Raw genomic sequence first — 21,883 nt, forward strand, 5'->3', positions numbered from 1 at the left:
ATCCTATATATTGTGATGCATACTAAATTGCAATTGGCCCTTTCCCCAGTTAACCGTTTTCTGATTCATCCACCCCAATTGAAAACGAATTTTAGAATTTAAAACATAGCCTACTCCTAAATAAGTTCTATTTCTATCAAAGAGTTGCACTTCCCTCCCATCACCTATGTCGGTTTGTCCGTTAATAAACAGTTCATTGTATAAAGCAACATAGATGGCCTTTTTATTTAAGGTTTTGCGATTGAGCGGTACATTTAAAAAGAGGTTGTAGCGGTAACGTGTCCTAAAATCCTGATCTTCAACAAAACGCTGTTCGTATCTAAAGCGATGCGTTAGATAGAATCGATTTCCCAACTTTTGAGGAATCAAAGCTTCTTGATATATACGGTTTTCCCCAACTGTACTATCGCTCTCACCAAATTGGCCTGTAGTAATATTGGCATACCCTAAGGTAAACATGATACCGGAGCCTTTAGGGGAAAAGGTCATACCCGAACGCAATAACAATTGTTCCATGTCACCGAGACCTTGCCAATCCCGATATTGAAAATCTCCTTGAATACCAAATTGGCTATTTTTAAGCTGAAGATTGTAAAAGTACATGTACCAAGCACCAGTTTGCGATTCATCAACTTGAGAATAGCTTAAACTGAAGCAAAAACAAGCCAATAGAACAATAAATTTATATCTCATAAATACCTGACAAAAATTAAGGTATAAAAATACGTAACTGACATTTTTTAACGCCTGTTTATTTTAAAAAATCTTATTTTTAAAGAAAAATAAATGCCGGACTTCCCCAACATCATTCTGTACGCCATTCCGTTCTTTATACTTGCCATGGCATTGGAATTATATGTTACTACAAGAGCACAGCTTAAGCATGTAAAAGGTTATGAAACTAAGGATGCTTTGGCTTCGATTTCTATGGGATTGGGCAATGTTATTTTGGGTTTTGCGAGTAAGGCCGTCGTATTACTCGCCTTTTTTTGGGTTTATGACAATTTTAAACTATTTGAAACCCCAATCACTTGGTGGTCTTTTGCTTTGTTGTTTTTTGCCGATGATCTGTCCTACTATTGGTTTCACCGCATATCGCACGAATGTCGCTTATTCTGGGCATCCCATGTGGTGCATCATTCATCACAACACTATAATCTCAGCACGGCTTTAAGACAAACTTGGTCTGGTAGTTTTTACACCTTTATTTTCTGGCTCTGGTTGCCTTTATTAGGCTTTCATCCAGCAATGATTATGCTTCAAATGTCCATTAGTCTTTTGTACCAATTTTGGATACATACGGAAGCTATTGATAAAATGCCAAGATGGTTCGAAGCTGTTTTTAATACCCCATCCCATCATCGGGTACATCATGGCAGTAATCCTATTTATCTGGATCGTAACCATGCAGGTATCCTTATTATTTGGGATAAGTTCTTCGGTACATTTCAACCTGAGCTAAAGGAGGAAAAAGTCACCTATGGTTTGGTGAAGAATATAAAAACCTTTAACCCGGTTAAAATAGCGTTTATGGAATGGTTATATATGTTTAGGGATGCTCTTACTGGACGGAAAACATTGAAAGAACGTTTGTCGTATTTCATAAAACCCCCAGGATGGAAACATGATGGCACGGGAAAGATAAGTGAGGATTTGCGAAAAGAGTGGCTGAACGAAAATGGGTAAGACTAAATTTGAAAATAAGGTTATATGGATTACCGGAGCATCGAGTGGTATTGGTAAAGCACTCGCTATAGCTTTATCCCATTATAACTGTAAACTTATCTTATCATCTCGAAGAGCGGCAGAACTACAACTGGTAAAACAACAATGCCTGCACCCCGAAAATGTTAAGGTTCTAACCTTAGATTTAGCTCATTATAGTGAAATGGAATCTGTTGTTGATAGAGCACTCACGTTTTTCAATCGCATTGATATTTTGGTCAACAATGGTGGCATCAGTCAGCGCTCTCCTATTATAGAAACGTCTATCGAAGTTGATAAAAAGTTAATGGAGATCGATTACTTGGGGACCGTGGCCTTATCCAAAGCACTTTTACCCCATTTTATTAAAAATAAATCAGGTTATTATGTAGTTGTCTCTAGTCTTATGGGGAAATTTAGCTCACATTATAGATCATCGTATTGTGGTGCAAAACACGCCTTACACGGTTTTTTTGATGCTTTACGATTAGAGCATAGCAAAGACCATATCAAAGTTACGATGATTTGCCCTGGTTTTGTCAATACCAATATTGCTCGTAATGCTTTAACAGGCGATGGTTCTGAACAAGGCTATCAAGATGATATGACAGAAAACGGTCTTGATGTCAATACCTTTGTAAAAAAGATGATTAAAGCTATGCGTAAAGAAAAATTTGAAGCCTACATAGGGCAATTTGAAAAATTCGGAGTTTACGTCAAACGACTGTCCCCTCGACTCATTCACAAATTGGTGATGAGAAGCAAAGTGAAGTAAAACTTACACCTCCATACTTTCTCCAATATCTAAAAGAATCAGTCGTTTTAATCTTGCATCGAACTTAGCTACGGCTTGTGGCTTATCGATTTCTATATAACCAAAAGTATCATAATGATACCCTAATATTCTGTGGCAATCTATAAATCTACAAGCAATGAGTGCATCGTCAACACCCATCGTAAAATTATCGCCTATCGGTAGTACGGCTAAATCCAAATCGTAGTGCTTTCCTATTAATTTCATATCATAAGTCAATGCGGTATCGCCTGCAATATATAAGGTCTTATCTGCTTGTATTACAAAACCGCCTGGCTGCCCACCATAGCTTCCATCCGGAAAAGAAGAGGTGTGGACGGCATTGACATACTTCACTTTTCCAAAATCAAATTTCCATGAACCGCCGTGATTCATAGGGTGACCTTTCAATCCCAAATTTTGGTAGTGCATAACTATTTCATAATTAGAAACGATAACAGCACCTGTGCGCTTGGCAACGGCTTCAACATCTAGCGTGTGGTCTTGGTGCGCATGAGTAACTAAAATATAATCGGCTTTAATACTATCTATGTCAATACTCGAGGCTCTTTCATTGCCCGTTATAAAAGGATCAACAAGAATATGAGTGTCTTTAATTTGTATACCTAGACATGCATGTCCGTAAAATGTAATTTTCATTATTGTGGAATTTGAGAACTAAACTTGTCTCTAAAATTACTATAAAATATAACCAACACCTAAGAGAAGTGCGAAAAGAAATGTGGATAAGGCCAAAACTTTCAGCTGACCATCAAAATCATCGGGTAGTTTGGCCGCACGTATTTTCTTGAGATGGATCACCAATGGCAAAAACACTAACACATATAAAAAATTATAAGGCGCTACGTAATAAAGAATAGAGAAAACTACGGTAATGAACATGGCCCCCATAATAAGAACGTAATGGTATTGTTTTGCTCGCTTAATGCCTAGCTTCACGGCAATAGTTATTTTCCCTGCATTGGCATCGGCATCTAAATCTCTCATATTATTGAGATTTAAAACTCCAACACTCAATAACCCCAATGCTATAGAAGGTAGTATCGTAACATGATCTATTTTGTGCATGTATAATAGGTAGCTTCCTATAGTGCTGACCAATCCAAAAAAAATAAACACAAAAATATCACCGAGGGCTCTATAGCCGTAAGGAGCATCGCCCATAGTATAATTTAATGCAGCATAAACCGAGATGCCACCTAAAAACACGAATAATAGTAAAAACAGAAAATTGGTTGATCCGAAAGCCGCCCATATCAAGGCAAGTGTTAAAATAATGACCAGTACAATGTTAAACTTTATGGCATCTAGCATCTCTTCTGGAGTAATACTACCGCTTTGAACAGCACGTCTTGGCCCCACACGCTCATTATTATCTGCACCATTAACGCTGTCCCCATAATCATTGGCCAAATTTGAAAGTATTTGTAAACTTATGGTGGTTAATATGGCCAAGACCAAAACCCACCAACTAAAGCGGCCATTGTAATAGGCAAAACAAGTTCCTAAGATAATACCAGAAACTGAAAGGGGAAGTGTTCTAAGTCTCATGGCAGAAAGCCATGGTCTAATTTCTTTCATTCAAATTCATAGATTAAGGGATCCATTTTTTGGGGAAGTTAGGCTTTCTCTTCTCTAAAAAGGCATCTCTACCTTCTTTTGCTTCATCCGTCATATAGGCGAGACGTGTCGCTTCACCAGCGAATACTTGTTGACCAACCATGCCATCATCCGTGAGGTTCATAGCAAATTTGAGCATTTTTATTGATGTTGGCGACTTAGCCAATATTTCTTGAGCCCATTGGTAAGCTGTAGTTTCTAATTCTTCATGCGGAATTACGGCATTGACCATTCCCATTTCAAAAGCTTCTTGCGCTGAATAATTTCTACCTAAGAAGAATATCTCCCTTGCTTTTTTCTGCCCCACCATTTTGGCTAAATACGCTGAACCATAACCGCCATCAAAACTAGTGACATCGGCATCCGTCTGCTTAAAAATAGCATGCTCTTTGCTGGCAAGGGTGAGGTCACATACTACATGTAAACTATGTCCACCACCGACAGCCCATCCAGGAACCACAGCTATTACTGCCTTTGGCATAAACCTAATGAGACGCTGAACCTCCAGAATATTTAGACGATGATAACCATCGTCACCCACATAACCCTGGTGACCTCTTGCTTTTTGGTCTCCACCAGAACAAAAACTCCAAATACCATCTTTTGAAGATGGTCCTTCAGCACTTAATAGCACGACGCCGATATTAACGTCTTCATTAGCATCATAAAAGGCATCATAAAGCTCTGATGTTGTTTTTGGACGAAAGGCATTTCGTACATCAGGACGGTTAAAAGCGATTCGCGCTACACCATTGCATTTATGATATGTTATATCCTCATAAGATTTGGCAATTTTCCAATCTATATGACTCATTCTCTTCAATATTTTAATGGCAAAAATAAGGAATTAATAATAATGAATTAAAGGCCTTTTTTTATTTGATTTTATTATGCAAGCATAATATATTTGCGACCATTTTGCATTGATTATAATTGCTAACCTTAGTTCTTACTGATTGACCTAAGCCTCACTATGCTCTAATAACATTGAGCAGTATCGCTTTACTGAATTAACGGTTAGCCTTTAAAACAAGACTATGAGCATCACAGATTCAAATGTTGCAAAACATATATTAAAAGAAGTAAAGACTGAGGTTGGTGTATTGTACTTTTTTAATCACATCGCCGTTGTTGAGTTTAATGAAAGTACTCATGTAGATATGATTTCTGCGCGAGATACCATACATAACCTAGTTAGTTATTTTGGGCAATCGCGGCCTTTTGGTCTCATTGCCAATCGTGTCAATTCGTATTCCATATCCTTGTTGGACGCAAAGGAAATAAAGCCAGCCTTACCAAATATGATCGCCTATGGCGTTGTTAGCCATGATCACGCTAGTAAAATGGATGCGGAAATTGAAAACAACTTTTGCGAATCGCAGCAAATACACTTTAAAGATATCTACGAGTGCCTAAATTCGGTATACGGGAGAGTTAAGGAAAGCCTTATGCTATCACTTAATTAAAGTGATTCCGTTGGCATCAATTGAAATTAATCGGTCTTTATAAAGCGAGCCTATCGCCTTTTTAAAGCTCTTCTTGCTCATTTGGAGTTGTTCCTTTATAACTTCTGGACTCGATTTATCGTGAAGGGGTAAAAAACCACTGTTATCCTTTAAAACTTCTAAAATAAATGCGGCACTCGGCTCAATGTTTCTATAACCTATTTGGCTTAAGGAAATATCCAACTTATTATCTCGTCGTACTTTTTTAACAATACCCTTTAGTCGATCACCGACACTGATATCCTTATAAATATCATCCTTAAAGACAAGTCCTAAGTGTCTTTTGTTGACAATGACATTCATACCAATTTCAGAGGGATGAGAAACAATCAAATCGACCTCATCGAACTGAGATACTGTTAATTCCTTATTGTCTAAAAAGCGATTGGTTTTACTTGAAGCCACAAGACGTTGTGTGTCTTCATCCAAATAACAATAGACCAAATACCATCCGCCAGCCTTCATCTTAAATGCCTGTTCCTTGAAAGGGCAAAACAATTCTTTAACGAGACCCCAATCTAAAAAAGCTCCAAACTTGGTCACTTGGTTACAGCGCAATACTGCAAAATCCCCTTTCTTTATATAAGGTTGGTCTGTGGTAGCTACAGGGCGTTCCTCATTATCCAGATAAACAAATACCTCTAGCTGGTCACCGATCTCGAATGTTTCTGGAACATAGCGATTAGGCAATAGAACTTCGTCTTGATCCCCATCACCCAGAAACAAGCCAGGTTCTGTATCCCTTAAAATCTCTAATGTATTGTATTCGCCTAAATGTATCATGGCACAAAGGTATTGATATTAGCGACATACTAAAACGAAATTTAGACAAAGAAAAACGCTGCAATTGATGAATTACAGCGTTGAAGTTTATGATTTACGAGTGTAATCTACTAGTAAACAGATGCTTTATTGAAATGGGTTACCAACAAGTAATAGACAACCGCTCTGTATTTATTTCTATTAGACTGTCCATAGGTATCCATAACAGATGCAATGGCACCATCTAAGCCATCGCTCTCACTTAAGCCTAATTTTTTGATTAGAAAATTGTTCTTCACCGTAGCTAGTTCTTTTTCGTCGGAACCTGATACTGTAGACGAATCGGCATTGTAAATGGAAGGTCCTAAGCCAATGGTTACTTTGGTTAATAGATCCATATCTGCATCTACACCACATTTTTCCTTTAAATCTGCAGCATACTTGGCGATTAATTCATCTCTTTTACTCATGTTGTTACTTGTTTATAGGTTAAATATATTGTCTCACTAAAGGTAAGATATTTTTTAGACACATAAAAAATAGGCGCGTCACACGAAATCATATTTAGCCTAAAATTTATTTTATGAATTTAAAGTAGTTTAAAAGGATTTCATCATTGCGCGTTGATGGTGTAAATACCTCCAGTAACTTAGGGCGTTCTGAAGCATTGTAAAAAGATTCCAAAGCTGAATTTAAAGAGGTATCATCTGTGGCCTTTATATAGTCAAAGCCATACATATCGCAAAGCTGAGTCGCCGTTAATTGATGTTTGGTTTCGAAGTACATATCAAAATTTTCCGTGTTCTTGTGTCCCGGTAAAATCCTAAAAATTCCCCCACCTTGATTATTGATAAGAATAATTCTAAAACTTTGGGGTATGTAATTGTTCCATAATGCATTGCTGTCGTAAAAGAAACTCAAATCGCCCGTAATAAATGTAGTGCGCTTTTTACTGACCACTGCTGCACCAATGGCAGTGCTTGTACTACCATCAATACCACTGGTTCCTCTATTGCAAAACACGGTAACATCGTTCCGCAATTGAAACAATTGCGTATATCTAATGGCAGAACTATTTCCTACCTGTAATTGACTTTGCTCAGGAATACGCCTTAATACAGCATCAAAAACCGTAAAATCCGAAAATGGAATGGTCTTTATATAATCCTCATGGCGCTTACGACGTCTTTGTCTTACAGCTAACCAATAGGTCTTATAATCGCTTTTTGTATGTACCGTTATCCGAGGAAAAAATGTCGCAAAAAATGTATTGGCCGATAATTTTATGTGCTTATCCAAACTAAAAAACGTATCATTCGCTCTAAATAAATCGACATGCCAATGGTACTTTGGCTTGTAGTTTCGTAAAAATGCTTTAATCTTTTTGGATACCACTAAACCCCCGAAGGTCAATAAAATATCCGGCTGAAGTGCTTTAAATTCCTCGTCGCCCAAAGGCGCAATGATTTTGTCTATTCCAGGGAAAAAATCTGGATGATGCCAATTAGAGGTCGTTTCTGTAAAGACCAAAATACTACCATCATTGGCCAATTCTTGTAGCCATTGCTCTTCTATCGAATTAGGTTGATGCACCCCAACTAAAACCATTTTTCTTTTAGCAGCCTGCCAAACATCCAAAAGACTTTCAATTTCAAAGTCATCAACTGTTTCTTTTCTGTCTTTCAGACTAAAGGGTTTGGGGTTGATCGTCAATTCATCGACGGTATCATATAAGGGCTCTTCAAAGGGAATATTAATATGTACTGGTCCCGATTTTATTCTAGATATGGTTAAAGCCTCATGCACCTCCGATTCATTATAAGTCTGAATCCCTTTCTGAAGTCCTAAAAAGTGTTCAAGTTTATTTTCAATACTCTTAAGAATAGGCAATTCCTCATCTGTTCCATGATGTTCTTCTTCCTTGAGGTCTAACTTCAAATTTGTGCTATACAAGACATGCTCTCCATAAACATTTTTTTGTTTTATGGTTTGCCCATCACCAATATCGATTAAATATTTTGGCCTATCAGCAGACAACACCACCAATGGTATATTGCTGTAGTACGCCTCTGAAATTGCCGGGTAATAGTTGAGCAAGGCACTACCAGAGGTGCAAACTACGGCCACTGGTTCTTGTAGTTGTTGGGCAATTCCAAGGGCAAAAAATGCGGCACAGCGTTCATCGACTATGCTGTAACACTCAAAAAAATCATCGTTAGTAAACCCAATGGTCAAGGGTGCATTTCTACTCCCGGGTGAAATTATAATATGCTTTACATTATGCGTTTTGCATAAGGTCACTACCGTTTGGGATAAGGGAATATTGGAATATGTCATCAAGCTACAAAAATAAGGAATCTCTTTATTTTAGCTTAAAACGTTAACGATTGTTTTAGTTTTGTTCACGGTTTCCTCCCATTCATTTTCTGGCACTGAATCCTTTGTAATTCCACCTCCTACATAAATGATGGCGGTATCGTCCTTAAGCTGCATGCAGCGCAGATTCACATAAAAATTAGAATGGGTCTTAACGATGCCATAGGCATTGTTCTCAACATTTCTCCGATTGGTATTTCTAGTTTTAGATTGTTTTAAATTGAGTTCTCCCAGAAATCCTGTATAATATTCCCGATGGTAAACTTCATGTTTTAAAATAAAGTCTTTCGCTTGCTGTTTTGGAAAACCACAAACTGCCGGTGTAGGATGTAAAGCTTCGATTATAGATTTTAAGCTGCAATCGTCCTTGATCATGCTAATAATATAGGTCTTGAGATGTAAGAGATTACCTGCTCTTACGGTTTCTACCTTTGAAATGTCTATTTGACTGACATAAGGTGCGATTTGCTCCGTAATATAATCTGTCACGATTTGTTGCTCTTCATACTCTTTATCGGTCCAGGGTAACTGGTCGTTTTCAGAATAGGGTTTCGTTCCTGCTAATGAAATGGTCGTAAGGCGTTTTCCTTCTACTTTGAATAGCAATTCTGGTGTGGCACCCAACCACAGCCCTACTTTAGGATGGTACCAGCAGTAGACCATAGCATTTTTATAGGTATTGAATAGCCTTTTAAAAATCGCTATGGGGTGATTAGAGCTTGATGGTTTCTCGACTTTTCTAGATAAGACCACTTTTTCTAAGTCGCCATTTTTTATTGTTCTAATACCCCTAGAAATAAGATCTAAGTGGTCTGCTTTGTCTTTATTCACCAAGGAAGATGGTTCAAAATCCTGTTCTAGTTCTAATGCTGCGATTTCCAATTTGTGGTGTTCACAATGGGCTTCGGGCAATACAACACTTGGCGTATTTAAATCGAACGGCGCAAATACAAAACCACTTTCTGAAAAATCTTTTGTGGTGTGCAAGGCATCGTCCTTTTGCAGCCAACACTTTATGATAGAATTGATCGGTCTACTATAGACGACAAAGGGTAATTGATTACGATACTGATGTTCTAAAGTTTCAAAAAATGAATGTATAGTCATCAACTATTTTTTAGGCAGTGAAATTGTTGATAAGCGGCAAATCGACACCAAATTATCGGCCTCGTCAGTCACTCTAATATCCAATAACTGTGTGGTACGGCCCTTATGTAAAAATGTTGCTTTTGCGTATACATAGCCCTCCTTAACGCTCTTTAAATGATTTGCTGTTATTTCTATACCTCTAACAAAAAATTGCTCTAAATCCACAAAGACATGGGACGCAAAACTACCGACACTTTCGGCTAACGCCGCTGTAGCACCTCCATGAAGAACGCCATCTGGCTGATGGACTTTAGGGGTTACCGGCATACGCGCAACTATAAAATCTTCACCAAAATCGATCATTTCAATATCTAAGGTCTCTAGCAAGGTATTCTTGGATATGGCATTGGCTTTTTGCAAAAATTCTTCTTTAGATAGTTGCATATAAAACGTATTTTTAAAATCGATTACAAAAATACTGAAACTACTAAGAATAATGAATTCAGAAGAAAAAGAAATCCTGTATCAAACAGGTAACTCCTACTCGACTTTGAATAGCCTTACTGAGACTACTAAAACGGTCTGGTTTGTATGCCATGGCATGGGCTATCTGAGCCGTTATTTCTTGCGTTATTTTAAGGGTTTGAATCCTGAGGACAACTATATTATAGCACCACAAGCGCCCAGCAAATATTATATTCAGCCCAAAATGCATGTTGGGGCCAATTGGTTAACACGAGACAATACCGTGGCAGGTATGCAGAATATCCTCAATTATTTCGAGGCGATTTTTGAGGTGGAACAACTGCCAGATCATGTTAAGCTTATCGTTTTCGGGTATTCGCAAGGTGTCAGTGTCGCCATGCGCTATCTAGCTTATAAAAAGCTACAATGTTCGCAATTGGTGATGCATTCTGGTGGTATTCCCAAAGAGTTAAAAGCAGAAGATTTTGAATACTTAAGTCCTCATACAAAGGTGAAACTCATTTACGGTACCGATGACGAGTTTTTGGATGAGAATAGAATCGCAGATGAGACAGCACGTGCGACAGAATTATTTGGTGATCGCTTGACCATACGTCCTTTTGAAGGCAAACATGTGGTTAATGTGGATTATATAAATGATTTGGTTTAGGCTGTCATTCCTGCGAAGGCAGGAATCCACTCAAAAAATTAACACTAAATTAATATAGATTCCTGCCTTCGCAGGAATGACAACATATGAAAGCACCAACTTTAGAAAACAACCGAGCTAGACTAAGTCTTATAGATTTAAGCAACTACAAACATCTCGAGGCTATAGCCCAAGAAAAAGATCTTATTTTCTATTCCCCTTCCGATATTTCAACGCCTGAAAAATTAAGAGCCTATGTACAATTGGCCGTGGATGGCTATTATCATAAAACCATAATCCCGTTTATCATCTATGACAAAGAAAAAGAGGCTTATGCGGGTTCTACGCGTTTTGGGTTGATCAACTGGAAAAACAAATTACTGCACATTGGTTGGACCTGGATTGGTCACGACTTTCAAGGTACGGGGTTGAATACGAATATGAAGTTTTTAATGCTTCAATATGCATTTGAAACTTTGGAATTTGAGAAGGTAGAGTTTAGAATCGATGAGCGCAATAAGAAATCACGACGTGCTGTTGAAAAACTGGGGGCTACCCTTGAAGGCATCTTGCGCAAAGACGTCTTGATGAAAGATGGCTTTAGACGGAGTACCTGCTGTTATGGCATTCTAAAAGATGAATGGCCACAGATAAAGCAGAAATTGTTATCGGTCATAGCATAAACAACAAAATGTCATTCAGAAGGAATGTAATGACTGAAGAATCTCTTTAATTTACTCTAGATTAGATGCTTCGCTTTTCAACTTCGTTAGCTTCCTTCGCTATAGTAGCTTTGGCTACGGTAGCCGAGAAGCTGCGTTGAACGAGTCGCTCTGAATGACAGTTCGTTAAAAACCTATTAACTCGGTTGTTGCAGGGTTTTGTTCTTCTCCTTTAGAATCGCTAATTGCTTTTCTAAAAAGGTAATGGCCTGTTCGGTTTTATAACTGGTTTTAGAGGCAAACTCTTTAAGGTCTTCCTTAAATTTGTCTTTACCAGACTTTGCGGCTTTTGAGACATCTTCCTTAACCTCATTAAAGTCATTGACTATTTGATCCTTAACCTCTTTACCCTCTTTCTTTAATTTATCTCGTGTTACGCTTCCCTTGTCTGGTGCTAATAATACAGCAACACCTGCACCTATTAAAGCGCCTAAAACCAGAACTCCTTTATATTGTATCATGTTGTTTTCTTTTAAGATTAATAATTCCTTTACTTGTAAGTAGTAAAACTTAGGGATTTGTTACAAACAAATACAATGCCAGTATCCAAGCTTAAAAGACCCATCCTAAAACCTTTAGATAAGTTTTCTATCCTTTAGGTTGACTAGCGAGAAGTTTATCTAATTTCTCTTTCGAAAAGTCTTGATCGGGTTTCATTTCCAAAGCCTTTTTGTACCATTTTATGGCCAAATCAATGCTGTCCATCTCCTTGTAAGCATCCCCTACGCTATCGACCCAACCTGCATGGTCTGGTTCTACTTCTGTTTGAAATAGCAGGACGTCTAAAGCCGGTTTCAAATGATTTCTATCTATAAGCCAATATCCCAAATCATCGAGTTCCCCATCATTAAAATAATAGTCTTGTGGTGATTTCTGCTTTTCTTCGAAATATATAGCTTTCATTTTTTCAATGCCGCCCTTAAGAATGCAGTCTTTTAGCTTGAAGTGAATAGGCGCACGAGATCGAAGCGTATCATCAAAAATGATATTCTTTAATATAATTGCTGCATTGTTGGTTCGCCAGAAATAATCGGTATTGGCCATCATTACAATGGCTGTATTATGCTCCGGAACGAACCCGAAGAAACTGTTGAAACCTGTATCCTGGCCACCATGATAGTAAATAGGTGACTCGTTTATTCTTCCAGGAAACCAGCTTAAGCAAATTTTTCTTTGGTCTTCTGGTGTATGTACAGCAGTCAATAACTCATAAGAAGCTTCACTATATATCCGCTTACCATTAATGATGCCTTTATTTAAATATACCTGTGCCCATAACAACATATCCTCGACATTTGAATGCAAGGTAGAGCTTCCGGCATGCCTTCGATTGTAAGGATAAATAGCACTCACCTCACTTTGAAGACTATCACCAAATACATGGGGTTGCGTCGCTAAATCCTCAGGTACTTCAGGCTTAAGGAAGGTACTGTTTTTCATACCGATAGGCTCAAAAATGCTTTGTTTCATATAAGCTTCAAAGGTCATCCCTGAGGTCTTGGCAATCACATCACATAAAATATCAAAAGCGGGATTGCTGTAATTATATTGCGTCCCTGGTTCAAAATCCAGTACTTCTGTGTTTTGGCTTCTGGCATAGCGTTCTGCCGCACCATCATCGTATTGGGGTTTGTCCCATTCATAATCATCGATATTGGGGATGCCAGAGGTATGGGCAAGCATCTGCTTGATGGTGATATCTTTATAACGCGCATCGGCCATGGTGTAATAGGGTAAGTAATGCGTTAGTTTTTCATCTAGGTCAATCTTTCCTTGCTCCACCAACTGGACAATAGCTGTGGCCACAAAGGGTTTTGACACTGATGCCATATGAAACAGGGAACGTGTTGTTAACGGCTCTTTTGTATCTAAACTTCGTACCCCATGAGCACCTGTGTAAACAATAGTATCATTTTTAATCAAGCCTATGGCGATGCCTGGGGCATCAAATAGTACTTTTTGTTTTAGAACTTCAGTCTCAATTTTTAAGGCTTCTGGAGAAAGGGTATGTATTTCTTCTTCTTTACAGCTCACTAATAAAAAGAGACAGACAATGGTGTACAGTGTTTTTTTCATTATTAAAATCGTGTTTTAGTTATTTTGATAGGTTTTTTTCGAGTTTATCAATGATGTATTGTACACCTTGAATCCAATTAGCTTCAACAAGAGTCAAGGCCTTTGTAACATCGTTAGCAGCTAAATAATTAATGATCTTTTCATGCATTGCTATGGACTTTAGCTTTTGGTCTTGGTTCCAAAAGGCATAATCGTACAAGCTAATTCTCACCCTGAGATTTTCAATTATTTTAACAGCTAATCCGTTGTTATAGGTTTCGATGAGCTTTTGATGAAATAAGCGATCATAGTCCAACATTTCTAAAGCGTTTTTAGCATGTATAAATGCCCCATTTATACCTCTTAATTCTTCGATTTGCTTTGTGGTATACGATGAATTCTTAACCGCATTACGCTCTAACACCGCCATGAGGTCGTAGATCTCTTTGGCTTCCGTAATTGACAATTCCATTACAAAAAACCCTCTATTGGCAATGTAGTTAACGATCCCCGTTTCTGATAGTTGCGTTAAGGCCTCTCTAATGGGAGTAACACTTAAGTCTAATTCTTTAGCCACCCTTGGAAGTGAAATTCGTTCCCCAGGTTTAATATGACCTACAAGGATATGCTCCAAGAGAATTTTTTTGACTTCATCTTTAAAAATAATTTTTTTTAGCATCGACAAATGATATATCGTATACGATTTCTAGTTTGAAATTAACACAATTAGAAATGGCCTATGGTTCATATTTTAAACTAAAGATGACCTAGTTTTCTAATTGTTACACTTATTAGAAAAATAATTACTATTTCACTTTTTTGCCGTTATACCCGACGACTTTCAAATTTGTGACTGATTCATTTTCAAAAACAAATTCAAAATATAACCCCGTTTTGGCACTAAAGAACAGGGTCTCTGTTTCTGGCAATAAATAAATGGGGTTTCTTACTAGTCCTCCACTAAATTCTAGACCATTATCCTTTATAATCACTTGAGCCGTTGCATCTTCAGAAAATTGATAGTCCCCAACATAGCGCGATAGTTCTTCGTTCGACTGCTCCTTATACTTCCTTAGTCTTGGGTAGACTCCTGGCAAGTTATATTCTTGGGCGATGCTTAGAAATAACTCTTTAATAATATCATTTCCGTTATCCGAATTGACCATAATAGCCACAGAAATGGGATGTTCCTTCCAAATTCTTAGGTCAGAAACAAAACCTTCATCTGAGCCACCATGCCCAAATACATGTTCAACCACATAAGGGCCCATACCTTGATTATTTCCATAATCGGTAAGCATTTCGTTAACAGTCTTTGTCTTTAAAAATCCGTCTTTTTGACTTTGATAGGTGGTTTGGATATCCTTTGCCCATAGCAAAAGTTGGGAAGGTGTTGTCCAGAGTCCAGCAGCAGCCATTTCCGGATAAGTATGCCACTTTCCTGGTACTTGAGAACCATCGGATTTGTATCCTGCGGCTGCAAGATTATGATAAGACTTCGGAAGCGGGTTTTCATAGGTACTTGAGGTCATACCAAGTGGATTAAGAACCTCTTCTTGCATAATGTCCGAAAAGTTTTTCTGCTCAATATCTGTAAGCATCAGCTGCATCACCGTGTAACCACCTCCGGAATAACCGACTTTCTCACCAGGTGCTCTAAAGACCTGAACTGAATCTGTATTTCCTTTGCCGTTCAATACGTCCACAACGCTGGGAATGGTATCGTTTATGGCGTAGCCTGGGAAGCCATGAACGGTAAGTCCTGCCGAGTGGTTTAACAAACGTCTTAAAGTCACCTTTTCTTTAGTTGTAAATTCGTTCTCTGGTACTTTCCAACGTTTTAAAACGTCATTGACGTTAGCATCTAAACTGAGCTGACCTTCTTCCACAAGTTGAAGTGCTCTGGTTGCTGCAATAGGTTTACTAATGGAACCTGCCTGAAACAAGGTCTTTGTCGTGACCTTACGATTTTCACTAGAATCGGCCATACCATAACCTTTTGCCCATTCAATCACCCCATTATTCATAACAGCTATACTTATTCCCTTAATATTTAACTCCTTCATTCGGTCTTCGATATGATGATATTGAATACTTACACTATCCCCATATTGCACCCGTAAATTGGATTGGAGTCCATTTTCTATTCGAGCAATTTTTTCTTTTAATAATTCACTCTCTCTTTTCTCTTGACTGTTACAACTGGCCATGACCAATAAGGTCATGACATAACAAAGTATGCGCATAATTACATGTTTTAAATTAATATTTGATGAATTTTTTAGTAAACCACTGCATGGTGTTATCATAAATCACCATGCAATGCTTACAATGCTAGAATTGTGAATTCTACATATTGGTAGGATGGTCTAGCTTATACGCTAGACACAATAGGAAGTTAGTTTATTCCTGCTTTCTAAGATAGATGTTGCCCGACCCCGCGTCTAACTTCATCTTTGTTTTCCCAGAATTTAACTGCAGTTTCATGCTCTTGGCACCTTCAGTGATGGTTTCATTCAAAACTTCAAAATCTACATTGCTTAATATACGATCGCCAATAGCATCTACATTCAGATTGGCATCTGTTGGCAAAGTAATATCAATGTAACCATCATTGCTGACTAAGGAATATAACTTTGATGGTTTTACGCCATCGAATATCACTTTGATGTTACCACCAATGGTATTGGCGATAACGGGTCCATCCACATCTGTTAAAGTTATAGACTTATAAGAGGTTGAGATCTCCACTTCACCCTTAAAATCCGATAGTTCCCAAGGCTGTGATGTTGTTCTTACAAAGAAGGTATTTGAATTTTTCTTAGAGCAGTCTTCCACATTCCAAGATAGCTTAATGGAATTGGGAATTAAAATTTCATATTTGTTATTTGAGAATGCCAAATTCGCCAACCCTATGTACGAATTTTTCTTAGAATTCTTCTTTTTAGCATCCGTAGATTTAACAGTATAACCAAGGGCCCTATCCTTACCGGATGTTTTAAATTTAAAATCCTTAATGATTAACTCTCCCGGTTTTTCAGTAATGTCCAAATACAAATTATCCGCAGGATTATTGGATTTGTTACCCAAGGGTTTTAATCCTTTCTCCAATTCTGCATCTTCATATTGTGTGGATAATAAATAGAAACTCCTATCTACGAGTGATTCCTCTAATGAGTCTAATGTCTTCTCTTTCTTTATTAAATTCCCGTTTTTGCCATCAAAGTCATAAACATAGGAAAAACGCGATTTGTTATTTAGGCTTTTAATGATAACCTCATCACCATCATGGCCTTTAATGGTCATATGCGAATTTGAGCATATTTTTAAGGTGCCACTATTGAATTTAATGCGTTTTTCTTTGTCCTGTGAATGGCCTACTCCTAGGATTAAAAGTAGTATTACTAATGTTATTATTTTTTTCATTTCTGTTCGTTTTTTTAGTTCACCATAGCTTTGCCTACTTCGCCAAAGTACTTGCTACGAAGCCTGAAAGCGTAGGCGAATTATTGATTTAACATGGCTAATAAGGCTGAAGCATTACCTTTAACTAAGGGTAAAGCCTCTTTATCCTCCATAATTTTTTGCAACGGTACTTTGGCCCGTTGCTCTCTTAAAATAGCGACTGATTTTATGAGTTTAAGCTGCACGATAGGTTCTTTTTCGGTACCTAGCGCATCTATGAGATTATTCCGTACCGATGCATTATTTGGAAATTTCAATAGTGCATCTATGACAGCAATTTTAGAGTTGGCATCGGAATCGTCTTTTAAGATCTTAAAAAAGGCATTCAGAATTTTTTCATCCTCTTTTTCATTCTGAAACGCATCCTCTATCTCATAGATAGCTTCTAAACGCGAACTATTGGTGTCACTTTCGTCTAAGGCCAACACCAGATTATCTCTTTTCTCAATATGTTTGGTATGCTCATTATAGAAATACCCAACAGTCATTAATAATGCTATACTCGCCGCAATCGAGGCATACCTAATCATATGTAATCGCTTGACTCGACCTGAAGGATGCAACTCCTTTTTTAATCTGGATTCAAAATCCATCCTTGCGCTTTCTGGCATCTTTTGGTCATCAAAAGTGGATTTGTGCTCCTTTATAAATTTCTCTAAACTCATAATACAATACTATTTTGCAATTGTTGCTTTAAAAGACGTTTCCCTCTTACATATTGGTTGCGTACCGTGCTTTCCTTTAAGCCTAATTGTTGAGCTATTTCCTTATGGGAATAGTCTTCAATGAGGTACAGCACAATAATAATTCGGTATTTGTCCTTTAAACCATCTATTGCTTTTTTAACGTCTTCAAATTTTAAAGACTTCTCCTCGTAGTCGTCCTGTGCGTCTTCTAGTTCTGGAAGCTGATTGGCATCGTGCAGCCAGCTTAATTTTTTTTGCTTCCTTAAAAAGTCCAAAGCACAATTCACGACGATACGTTTTAACCAAGGCCCAAGGTTAAGGTCGTTTTCTAACTTCGATATATTCTGAAACGCTTTGATAAAGCCGTCGTGCACAGCGTCCTGAGCATCGTATTGGTTTTTAACAATCCTAAAGCTTACATTATACAGCATGTCCTTATACATCTCATAGACCTGCATCTGTGCTTTTAGATTATTTTGCTTACATGCTTTTATTAATTCTGAGCGTTCCAAAAATTAGTTTTCGATGGGTTAGTTGACTTAATAACGTGGCTAGTTAAAAAATGTCGCAAAAAAATAAATCGATTTCTAAAATTAGGGAATGTTTGGGATATCTCGAGTGATGGCAATACTTAGAACTAGGCAATTTTCAGATAAGTGCGATCAAATTTTTTTTTTTGTGTAAGACTGGAAAGACACTACCCCAAGGCTACCATTAAGCTCGTGACTATAGAACAACGGTACACGACCGAATCCATACAGAACGAAGCATACCCTATGTAGGGAAGCTTCATTCAGTTATGGTAAGATCGATTTAAGACCGCTCGCAAGTCAGCCCTATGATAGGCTGAGTATTGATAATAGACTGCCAAAAATCATTATCTGATCCATTATGAGCTTCTGGGGACAGCTCCACAGGGTGCCATTTTATATTGGATAGTCCTGATTGGGTCATGGTCCTTTCGTGCGTGGTCTTTTCGAGATGGTAGTTAACGACTTCGATATGGCTGCCATCGTCTTGATAAAAACGGTAGATGACTTCTCCTCCTTCGTCGTAGTTCTTATTCTCCCTTGTAAAGCCATATTTAAACATGGTGTCTACTGGAGATCGATAATCCGGATTAGAGTTGATGGTAATAAAACGTCCTCCTGGATTTAAATGTCTTGAAATGGCCTGAGAAAATTGCAAGAGTTCTTCCCTACTCTTTGCATAATTGAGCAGGTAGGACGCCGTTATGAGGTCATAAGTTTTGTTCAGTTGCAAATTGAGCACATTTTGTATATAATAGGTAATGCCCAATGGCGTTTCCGTCTCCGATACCTCAGCCAATCGAATCATTTCTTTTGAGATATCGACGCCTTCCACATGTGCCGCCCCTCTTAGTTTTAACTGTCTGGTATAAAAACCATCCCCACAGGCAAGGTCCAACACCTGCATGTTCGATAAATCTCCGGCTAGTTTAAAAAAGGTATAGGCCTCCACGTGGCGTCTCCAAGGTTGTAGTTTAGACAATTGGTATTCCTTGGCAATGTTGTTGTAGTCTGTTTTCATAAGTTTAGGTACTAATTTGTTCATATTTAGTAGGGGAAGTTTTCAATATGCCTACATCCAAAACCGTAATTTCCGGATACTCTGGTATAGGTATGCTTCGCACAAATAGTGCGGTTTAAAGGGTAAGTAAAATTGTGTTAGTCCATTGCCTTGTTATAAGGAATGGAAATGGCCCATTTTATATCATCTGGCCTAGGGGTAGGTGCAAATCATAATCACTTTCTACACTTCTGGTATACATATCTAAGGCGATAATGAAATACACGATAAATATAGCATCATCTATCTTAAAAACAAAAAAATAGGCGTTTCTTGTAGAAATATACAAGGCCTTAGATACCCTACAAGGTCGACCAAAGGCAAAGTTGCTTTAGAGCTGTGCTAACCAATCGGATAGGGTCTGTAGAAACCCTTCTGGTCGTTCCCAAGGCAAGTCATGATCCTGAAACTCATAAAAGCCGCCTGTCTTACATTTATATAAGTTGTGGTTAGTATCGGGAAATGATTTTATAGTCAAGTCCGTAGTTTTACCTAAAGTCTTTTCGTAGAGTGCTTTGGTTTTTCTCCAATCCACGTGCATATCTTTTTCCCCAAATATGGCTAAAACGGGACAATTGATATTTGACAACATGTTATCAAAATCGGTAATGACTATAGGTAATCCCGTAGCTTCATCCAGCACTTGAACTTTAGACGTTTCTTGATACTGATAATAATCTTCTTCCTTGTAAGGCCCGCCATTAAACCGCAATATAAAAGCGTTCTTACTCAGGTTTGGAGCGGCTTTTTTAGCACTTTCAAAACTGCCACCAGAATGTTGAATTTTTGTGGCCTTTAACCATTCGTTAGCTAATAAAGCAATGGAATCTTTAGGCATACCGGCGATACGAAGATTATTTTCCAAGAGATATTTAAAATTTTCTTTGTCGTCCACACCACTTATGGAAATCCAAAATGCTATGTCCTTGTATTGGTTAATGATAATGGGATTGATCCAACTCCCCCTACTTCCTCCGTATAGACCAAAACTGTGGGTACCTGGTATATTTTGCGCTTTAAGCGCCATTATAGCAGCAATAGCTTCATCGGCACTATTATAAACCGATTGGTTATTATTAAAGGTTCCGCCACTTTGCCCACAACCCATTTTATCCCACATATAGGTGGCATAACCACTGTTTACAATGGTTTCCCGTATGTCGGCATACCAGTTTTGAGCCACGGCATTGGTACGACCTGAACCATGAATGATGAGTACAAGGCCCTTGGGCTTTTGATCTTTTGGAAGATTTAATACACCATTTAAAGTGACGCCCTCAAAATCAAAATCTAAAATTTGCTTTTGCATTTGCATTTGCGCATTGCAAAACGATATAAGAAATAGAAAAACAAGAAATACGCTTCTTAGCATGGTCTATAACAGTTTTATGTATAGACCGCTTTAAAGTGGCAGTGTTACAGTTTTATGACGCATTGGCCATTTATGATAATATCTATTTAGGAGTTATTCAAAAAAAATAAGACCTCACTTATTGGCCTTGGCTATGACCAGTCCCGAACACTCGGGATTACTTATAGTCAATGTTGGCAGTAGTTGCTTTTTGTTAAATTTTAATCGTACCTCAAAGTCTATTCTGTAACAACAAATTGCCACGATATACCATATTTATCGGCACACCATCCGAATTTTTTACCAAATCCGTAATCCCCTTCTCCTTTGTATGCGTCTAACGGAACCATGATCTGCCCACCATTTGAAGAGAGCTTTTCAAAAAGCGTCTGGATCAAATCCTCTGAATCATCACTTATAAAAATTGAGACCCCTGGCGTAAATGACCAAGCATGATTATAATTACTTTCAGAAACCATATAATCTGTGCCATTAAGCGTAAATATACCATACTTAATCAGTTCAGGTGTACCTCCGGCTTCCCCTTCTGAATACTTTATTATGCTCTTAATTTCTGAGTTTGGAAATATGGATGTATAAAGCTTTAAGGCTTCTTGTGCTTTTCCACATTGGTCGCCCACAAATGTTAGAAATGTTGTTGTTTTCATGTTTTAAATAGTTATTTATTTTACCATCGATAAGTTTTTACTTTGTGTATAATTCCATTTTTGTTAATAAAAAAATCCTTGGAGTAATTATTAGGCGGGATATCGGGTGTGAAATCTGTATGATGATAAAGATAAACTTCAGTTTCCGGAAATTCATCTACAGTATAAATTTTCGTAGGTTCTCCATATTTTTCGATTAATTCTGATTTTGATTTTCCCAACCATTCTTTTTCTAGCTCTTTTCGCCATTTGTTATTAGCTGAACCACAAGAGAGTACCACAGCAATTAGTATTAGACAAAACCTAGTTATTAAGGGTTTATTTTTCATATGATCCGTTATTCTCAAATTTTAGCCTGCGAT

25 protein-coding genes are annotated in these 21,883 nt (G+C 37.8%); 5 read left to right on the forward strand and 20 right to left on the reverse strand.

Features of this window, described 5'->3' with window-relative positions; genetic code table 11:
* Positions 1 to 3 precede the first annotated feature (3 nt).
* Positions 4 to 693 (reverse strand): DUF2490 domain-containing protein, encoded by a 690-nt coding sequence (locus tag ACO052_RS16005; RefSeq protein ID WP_422104794.1) that lies wholly within the window; start codon positions 691 to 693, stop codon positions 4 to 6.
* A gap of 93 nt (positions 694 to 786) precedes the next feature.
* Here ACO052_RS16005 and ACO052_RS16010 point away from each other — a divergent pair, with 93 nt between their 5' ends.
* Positions 787 to 1,686 carry a sterol desaturase family protein gene (locus tag ACO052_RS16010; protein WP_422104795.1) on the forward strand — a complete coding sequence of 300 codons (900 nt, stop codon included), beginning with the start codon at positions 787 to 789 and terminating at the stop codon, positions 1,684 to 1,686.
* Positions 1,679 to 2,479 (forward strand): SDR family oxidoreductase, encoded by an 801-nt coding sequence (locus tag ACO052_RS16015; RefSeq protein ID WP_422104796.1) that lies wholly within the window; start codon positions 1,679 to 1,681, stop codon positions 2,477 to 2,479. The genes ACO052_RS16010 and ACO052_RS16015 overlap by 8 nt, the downstream gene beginning before the upstream one ends.
* A 3-nt stretch (positions 2,480 to 2,482) precedes the next feature.
* Here ACO052_RS16015 and ACO052_RS16020 read toward each other — a convergent pair whose 3' ends face one another.
* Genes ACO052_RS16020 through ACO052_RS16030 form a run of 3 tightly spaced genes read right to left on the reverse strand, consistent with a single transcriptional unit; the run spans position 2,483 to position 4,952 of the window.
* Positions 2,483 to 3,157, reverse strand: coding sequence for a metal-dependent hydrolase (locus ACO052_RS16020; protein WP_422104797.1), 675 nt, complete (start codon positions 3,155 to 3,157; stop codon positions 2,483 to 2,485).
* A gap of 39 nt (positions 3,158 to 3,196) precedes the next feature.
* The gene (gene menA, locus ACO052_RS16025; RefSeq protein WP_422104798.1) at positions 3,197 to 4,099 is read right to left on the reverse strand and encodes a 1,4-dihydroxy-2-naphthoate octaprenyltransferase; all 903 of its coding nucleotides are present in this window, start codon (positions 4,097 to 4,099) and stop codon (positions 3,197 to 3,199) included.
* 13 nt (positions 4,100 to 4,112) lie between these two features.
* The gene (locus ACO052_RS16030; RefSeq protein WP_422104799.1) at positions 4,113 to 4,952 is read right to left on the reverse strand and encodes a 1,4-dihydroxy-2-naphthoyl-CoA synthase; all 840 of its coding nucleotides are present in this window, start codon (positions 4,950 to 4,952) and stop codon (positions 4,113 to 4,115) included.
* 223 nt (positions 4,953 to 5,175) lie between these two features.
* Here ACO052_RS16030 and ACO052_RS16035 point away from each other — a divergent pair, with 223 nt between their 5' ends.
* Positions 5,176 to 5,604: a hypothetical protein gene (locus tag ACO052_RS16035; protein WP_422104800.1), complete on the forward strand. Its 429-nt coding sequence runs from the start codon at positions 5,176 to 5,178 to the stop codon at positions 5,602 to 5,604.
* Here the strand turns inward: ACO052_RS16035 and ACO052_RS16040 are convergent.
* The 5 genes from ACO052_RS16040 to ACO052_RS16060 form a co-directional block, all read right to left on the reverse strand.
* Complete coding sequence (locus tag ACO052_RS16040; RefSeq protein WP_422104801.1) at positions 5,593 to 6,426, reverse strand: S1 RNA-binding domain-containing protein; 834 nt, start codon at positions 6,424 to 6,426, stop codon at positions 5,593 to 5,595. The two genes, ACO052_RS16035 and ACO052_RS16040, sit on opposite strands and share 12 nt — an antisense overlap.
* A gap of 110 nt (positions 6,427 to 6,536) precedes the next feature.
* The gene (locus ACO052_RS16045; protein ID WP_422104802.1) at positions 6,537 to 6,875 is read right to left on the reverse strand and encodes a DUF2853 family protein; all 339 of its coding nucleotides are present in this window, start codon (positions 6,873 to 6,875) and stop codon (positions 6,537 to 6,539) included.
* A 106-nt stretch (positions 6,876 to 6,981) separates the two neighbouring features.
* Positions 6,982 to 8,742: a 2-succinyl-5-enolpyruvyl-6-hydroxy-3-cyclohexene-1-carboxylic-acid synthase gene (menD, locus tag ACO052_RS16050; RefSeq protein ID WP_422104803.1), complete on the reverse strand. Its 1,761-nt coding sequence runs from the start codon at positions 8,740 to 8,742 to the stop codon at positions 6,982 to 6,984.
* A gap of 30 nt (positions 8,743 to 8,772) precedes the next feature.
* On the reverse strand, positions 8,773 to 9,888 hold the full coding sequence (locus tag ACO052_RS16055) for a chorismate-binding protein (protein WP_422104804.1): 1,116 nt from the start codon (positions 9,886 to 9,888) through the stop codon (positions 8,773 to 8,775).
* A gap of 3 nt (positions 9,889 to 9,891) precedes the next feature.
* The gene (locus ACO052_RS16060) at positions 9,892 to 10,314 is read right to left on the reverse strand and encodes a PaaI family thioesterase (protein WP_422104805.1); all 423 of its coding nucleotides are present in this window, start codon (positions 10,312 to 10,314) and stop codon (positions 9,892 to 9,894) included.
* A 52-nt stretch (positions 10,315 to 10,366) separates the two neighbouring features.
* Between ACO052_RS16060 and ACO052_RS16065 the strand changes: the two genes are divergently transcribed.
* A complete protein-coding gene (locus ACO052_RS16065; protein ID WP_422104806.1) occupies positions 10,367 to 11,005 on the forward strand; it encodes an alpha/beta hydrolase in 639 nt (212 codons plus the stop codon).
* Positions 11,006 to 11,091: 86 nt separating this feature from the next.
* Positions 11,092 to 11,667 carry a GNAT family N-acetyltransferase gene (locus ACO052_RS16070; RefSeq protein WP_422104807.1) on the forward strand — a complete coding sequence of 192 codons (576 nt, stop codon included), beginning with the start codon at positions 11,092 to 11,094 and terminating at the stop codon, positions 11,665 to 11,667.
* A gap of 176 nt (positions 11,668 to 11,843) precedes the next feature.
* Here the strand turns inward: ACO052_RS16070 and ACO052_RS16075 are convergent, their stop codons facing one another.
* The 11 genes from ACO052_RS16075 to ACO052_RS16125 all read right to left on the reverse strand — a co-directional run bounded on the left by ACO052_RS16075 (position 11,844) and on the right by ACO052_RS16125 (position 21,850).
* Positions 11,844 to 12,167 (reverse strand): YtxH domain-containing protein, encoded by a 324-nt coding sequence (locus ACO052_RS16075; RefSeq protein ID WP_422104808.1) that lies wholly within the window; start codon positions 12,165 to 12,167, stop codon positions 11,844 to 11,846.
* Between the two features lie 127 nt (positions 12,168 to 12,294).
* Positions 12,295 to 13,782 carry a serine hydrolase gene (locus ACO052_RS16080; protein WP_422104809.1) on the reverse strand — a complete coding sequence of 496 codons (1,488 nt, stop codon included), beginning with the start codon at positions 13,780 to 13,782 and terminating at the stop codon, positions 12,295 to 12,297.
* Between the two features lie 19 nt (positions 13,783 to 13,801).
* Complete coding sequence (locus ACO052_RS16085; protein ID WP_422104810.1) at positions 13,802 to 14,440, reverse strand: GntR family transcriptional regulator; 639 nt, start codon at positions 14,438 to 14,440, stop codon at positions 13,802 to 13,804.
* A gap of 127 nt (positions 14,441 to 14,567) precedes the next feature.
* Complete coding sequence (locus ACO052_RS16090; RefSeq protein ID WP_422104811.1) at positions 14,568 to 16,007, reverse strand: serine hydrolase domain-containing protein; 1,440 nt, start codon at positions 16,005 to 16,007, stop codon at positions 14,568 to 14,570.
* 157 nt (positions 16,008 to 16,164) lie between these two features.
* Positions 16,165 to 17,187: a hypothetical protein gene (locus tag ACO052_RS16095; RefSeq protein WP_422104812.1), complete on the reverse strand. Its 1,023-nt coding sequence runs from the start codon at positions 17,185 to 17,187 to the stop codon at positions 16,165 to 16,167.
* Positions 17,188 to 17,267: 80 nt separating this feature from the next.
* Positions 17,268 to 17,891 (reverse strand): HEAT repeat domain-containing protein, encoded by a 624-nt coding sequence (locus ACO052_RS16100; RefSeq protein WP_422104813.1) that lies wholly within the window; start codon positions 17,889 to 17,891, stop codon positions 17,268 to 17,270.
* A complete protein-coding gene (locus ACO052_RS16105) occupies positions 17,888 to 18,424 on the reverse strand; it encodes an RNA polymerase sigma factor (RefSeq protein ID WP_422104814.1) in 537 nt (178 codons plus the stop codon). Before ACO052_RS16105 ends, ACO052_RS16100 begins: the two co-directional genes overlap by 4 nt.
* Positions 18,425 to 18,725: 301 nt before the next feature.
* Positions 18,726 to 19,463: a class I SAM-dependent methyltransferase gene (locus ACO052_RS16110; protein WP_422104815.1), complete on the reverse strand. Its 738-nt coding sequence runs from the start codon at positions 19,461 to 19,463 to the stop codon at positions 18,726 to 18,728.
* A gap of 370 nt (positions 19,464 to 19,833) precedes the next feature.
* A complete protein-coding gene (locus ACO052_RS16115; RefSeq protein ID WP_422104816.1) occupies positions 19,834 to 20,811 on the reverse strand; it encodes an alpha/beta hydrolase family protein in 978 nt (325 codons plus the stop codon).
* Between the two features lie 281 nt (positions 20,812 to 21,092).
* Positions 21,093 to 21,521, reverse strand: coding sequence for a VOC family protein (locus ACO052_RS16120; protein WP_422104817.1), 429 nt, complete (start codon positions 21,519 to 21,521; stop codon positions 21,093 to 21,095).
* A 20-nt stretch (positions 21,522 to 21,541) separates the two neighbouring features.
* Complete coding sequence (locus ACO052_RS16125; RefSeq protein ID WP_422104818.1) at positions 21,542 to 21,850, reverse strand: hypothetical protein; 309 nt, start codon at positions 21,848 to 21,850, stop codon at positions 21,542 to 21,544.
* Positions 21,851 to 21,883: the final 33 nt, after the last annotated feature.

The organism is Winogradskyella sp., assembly GCF_965228925.1.
In the GTDB taxonomy this organism is placed as follows: Bacteria; Bacteroidota; Bacteroidia; order Flavobacteriales; family Flavobacteriaceae; genus Winogradskyella.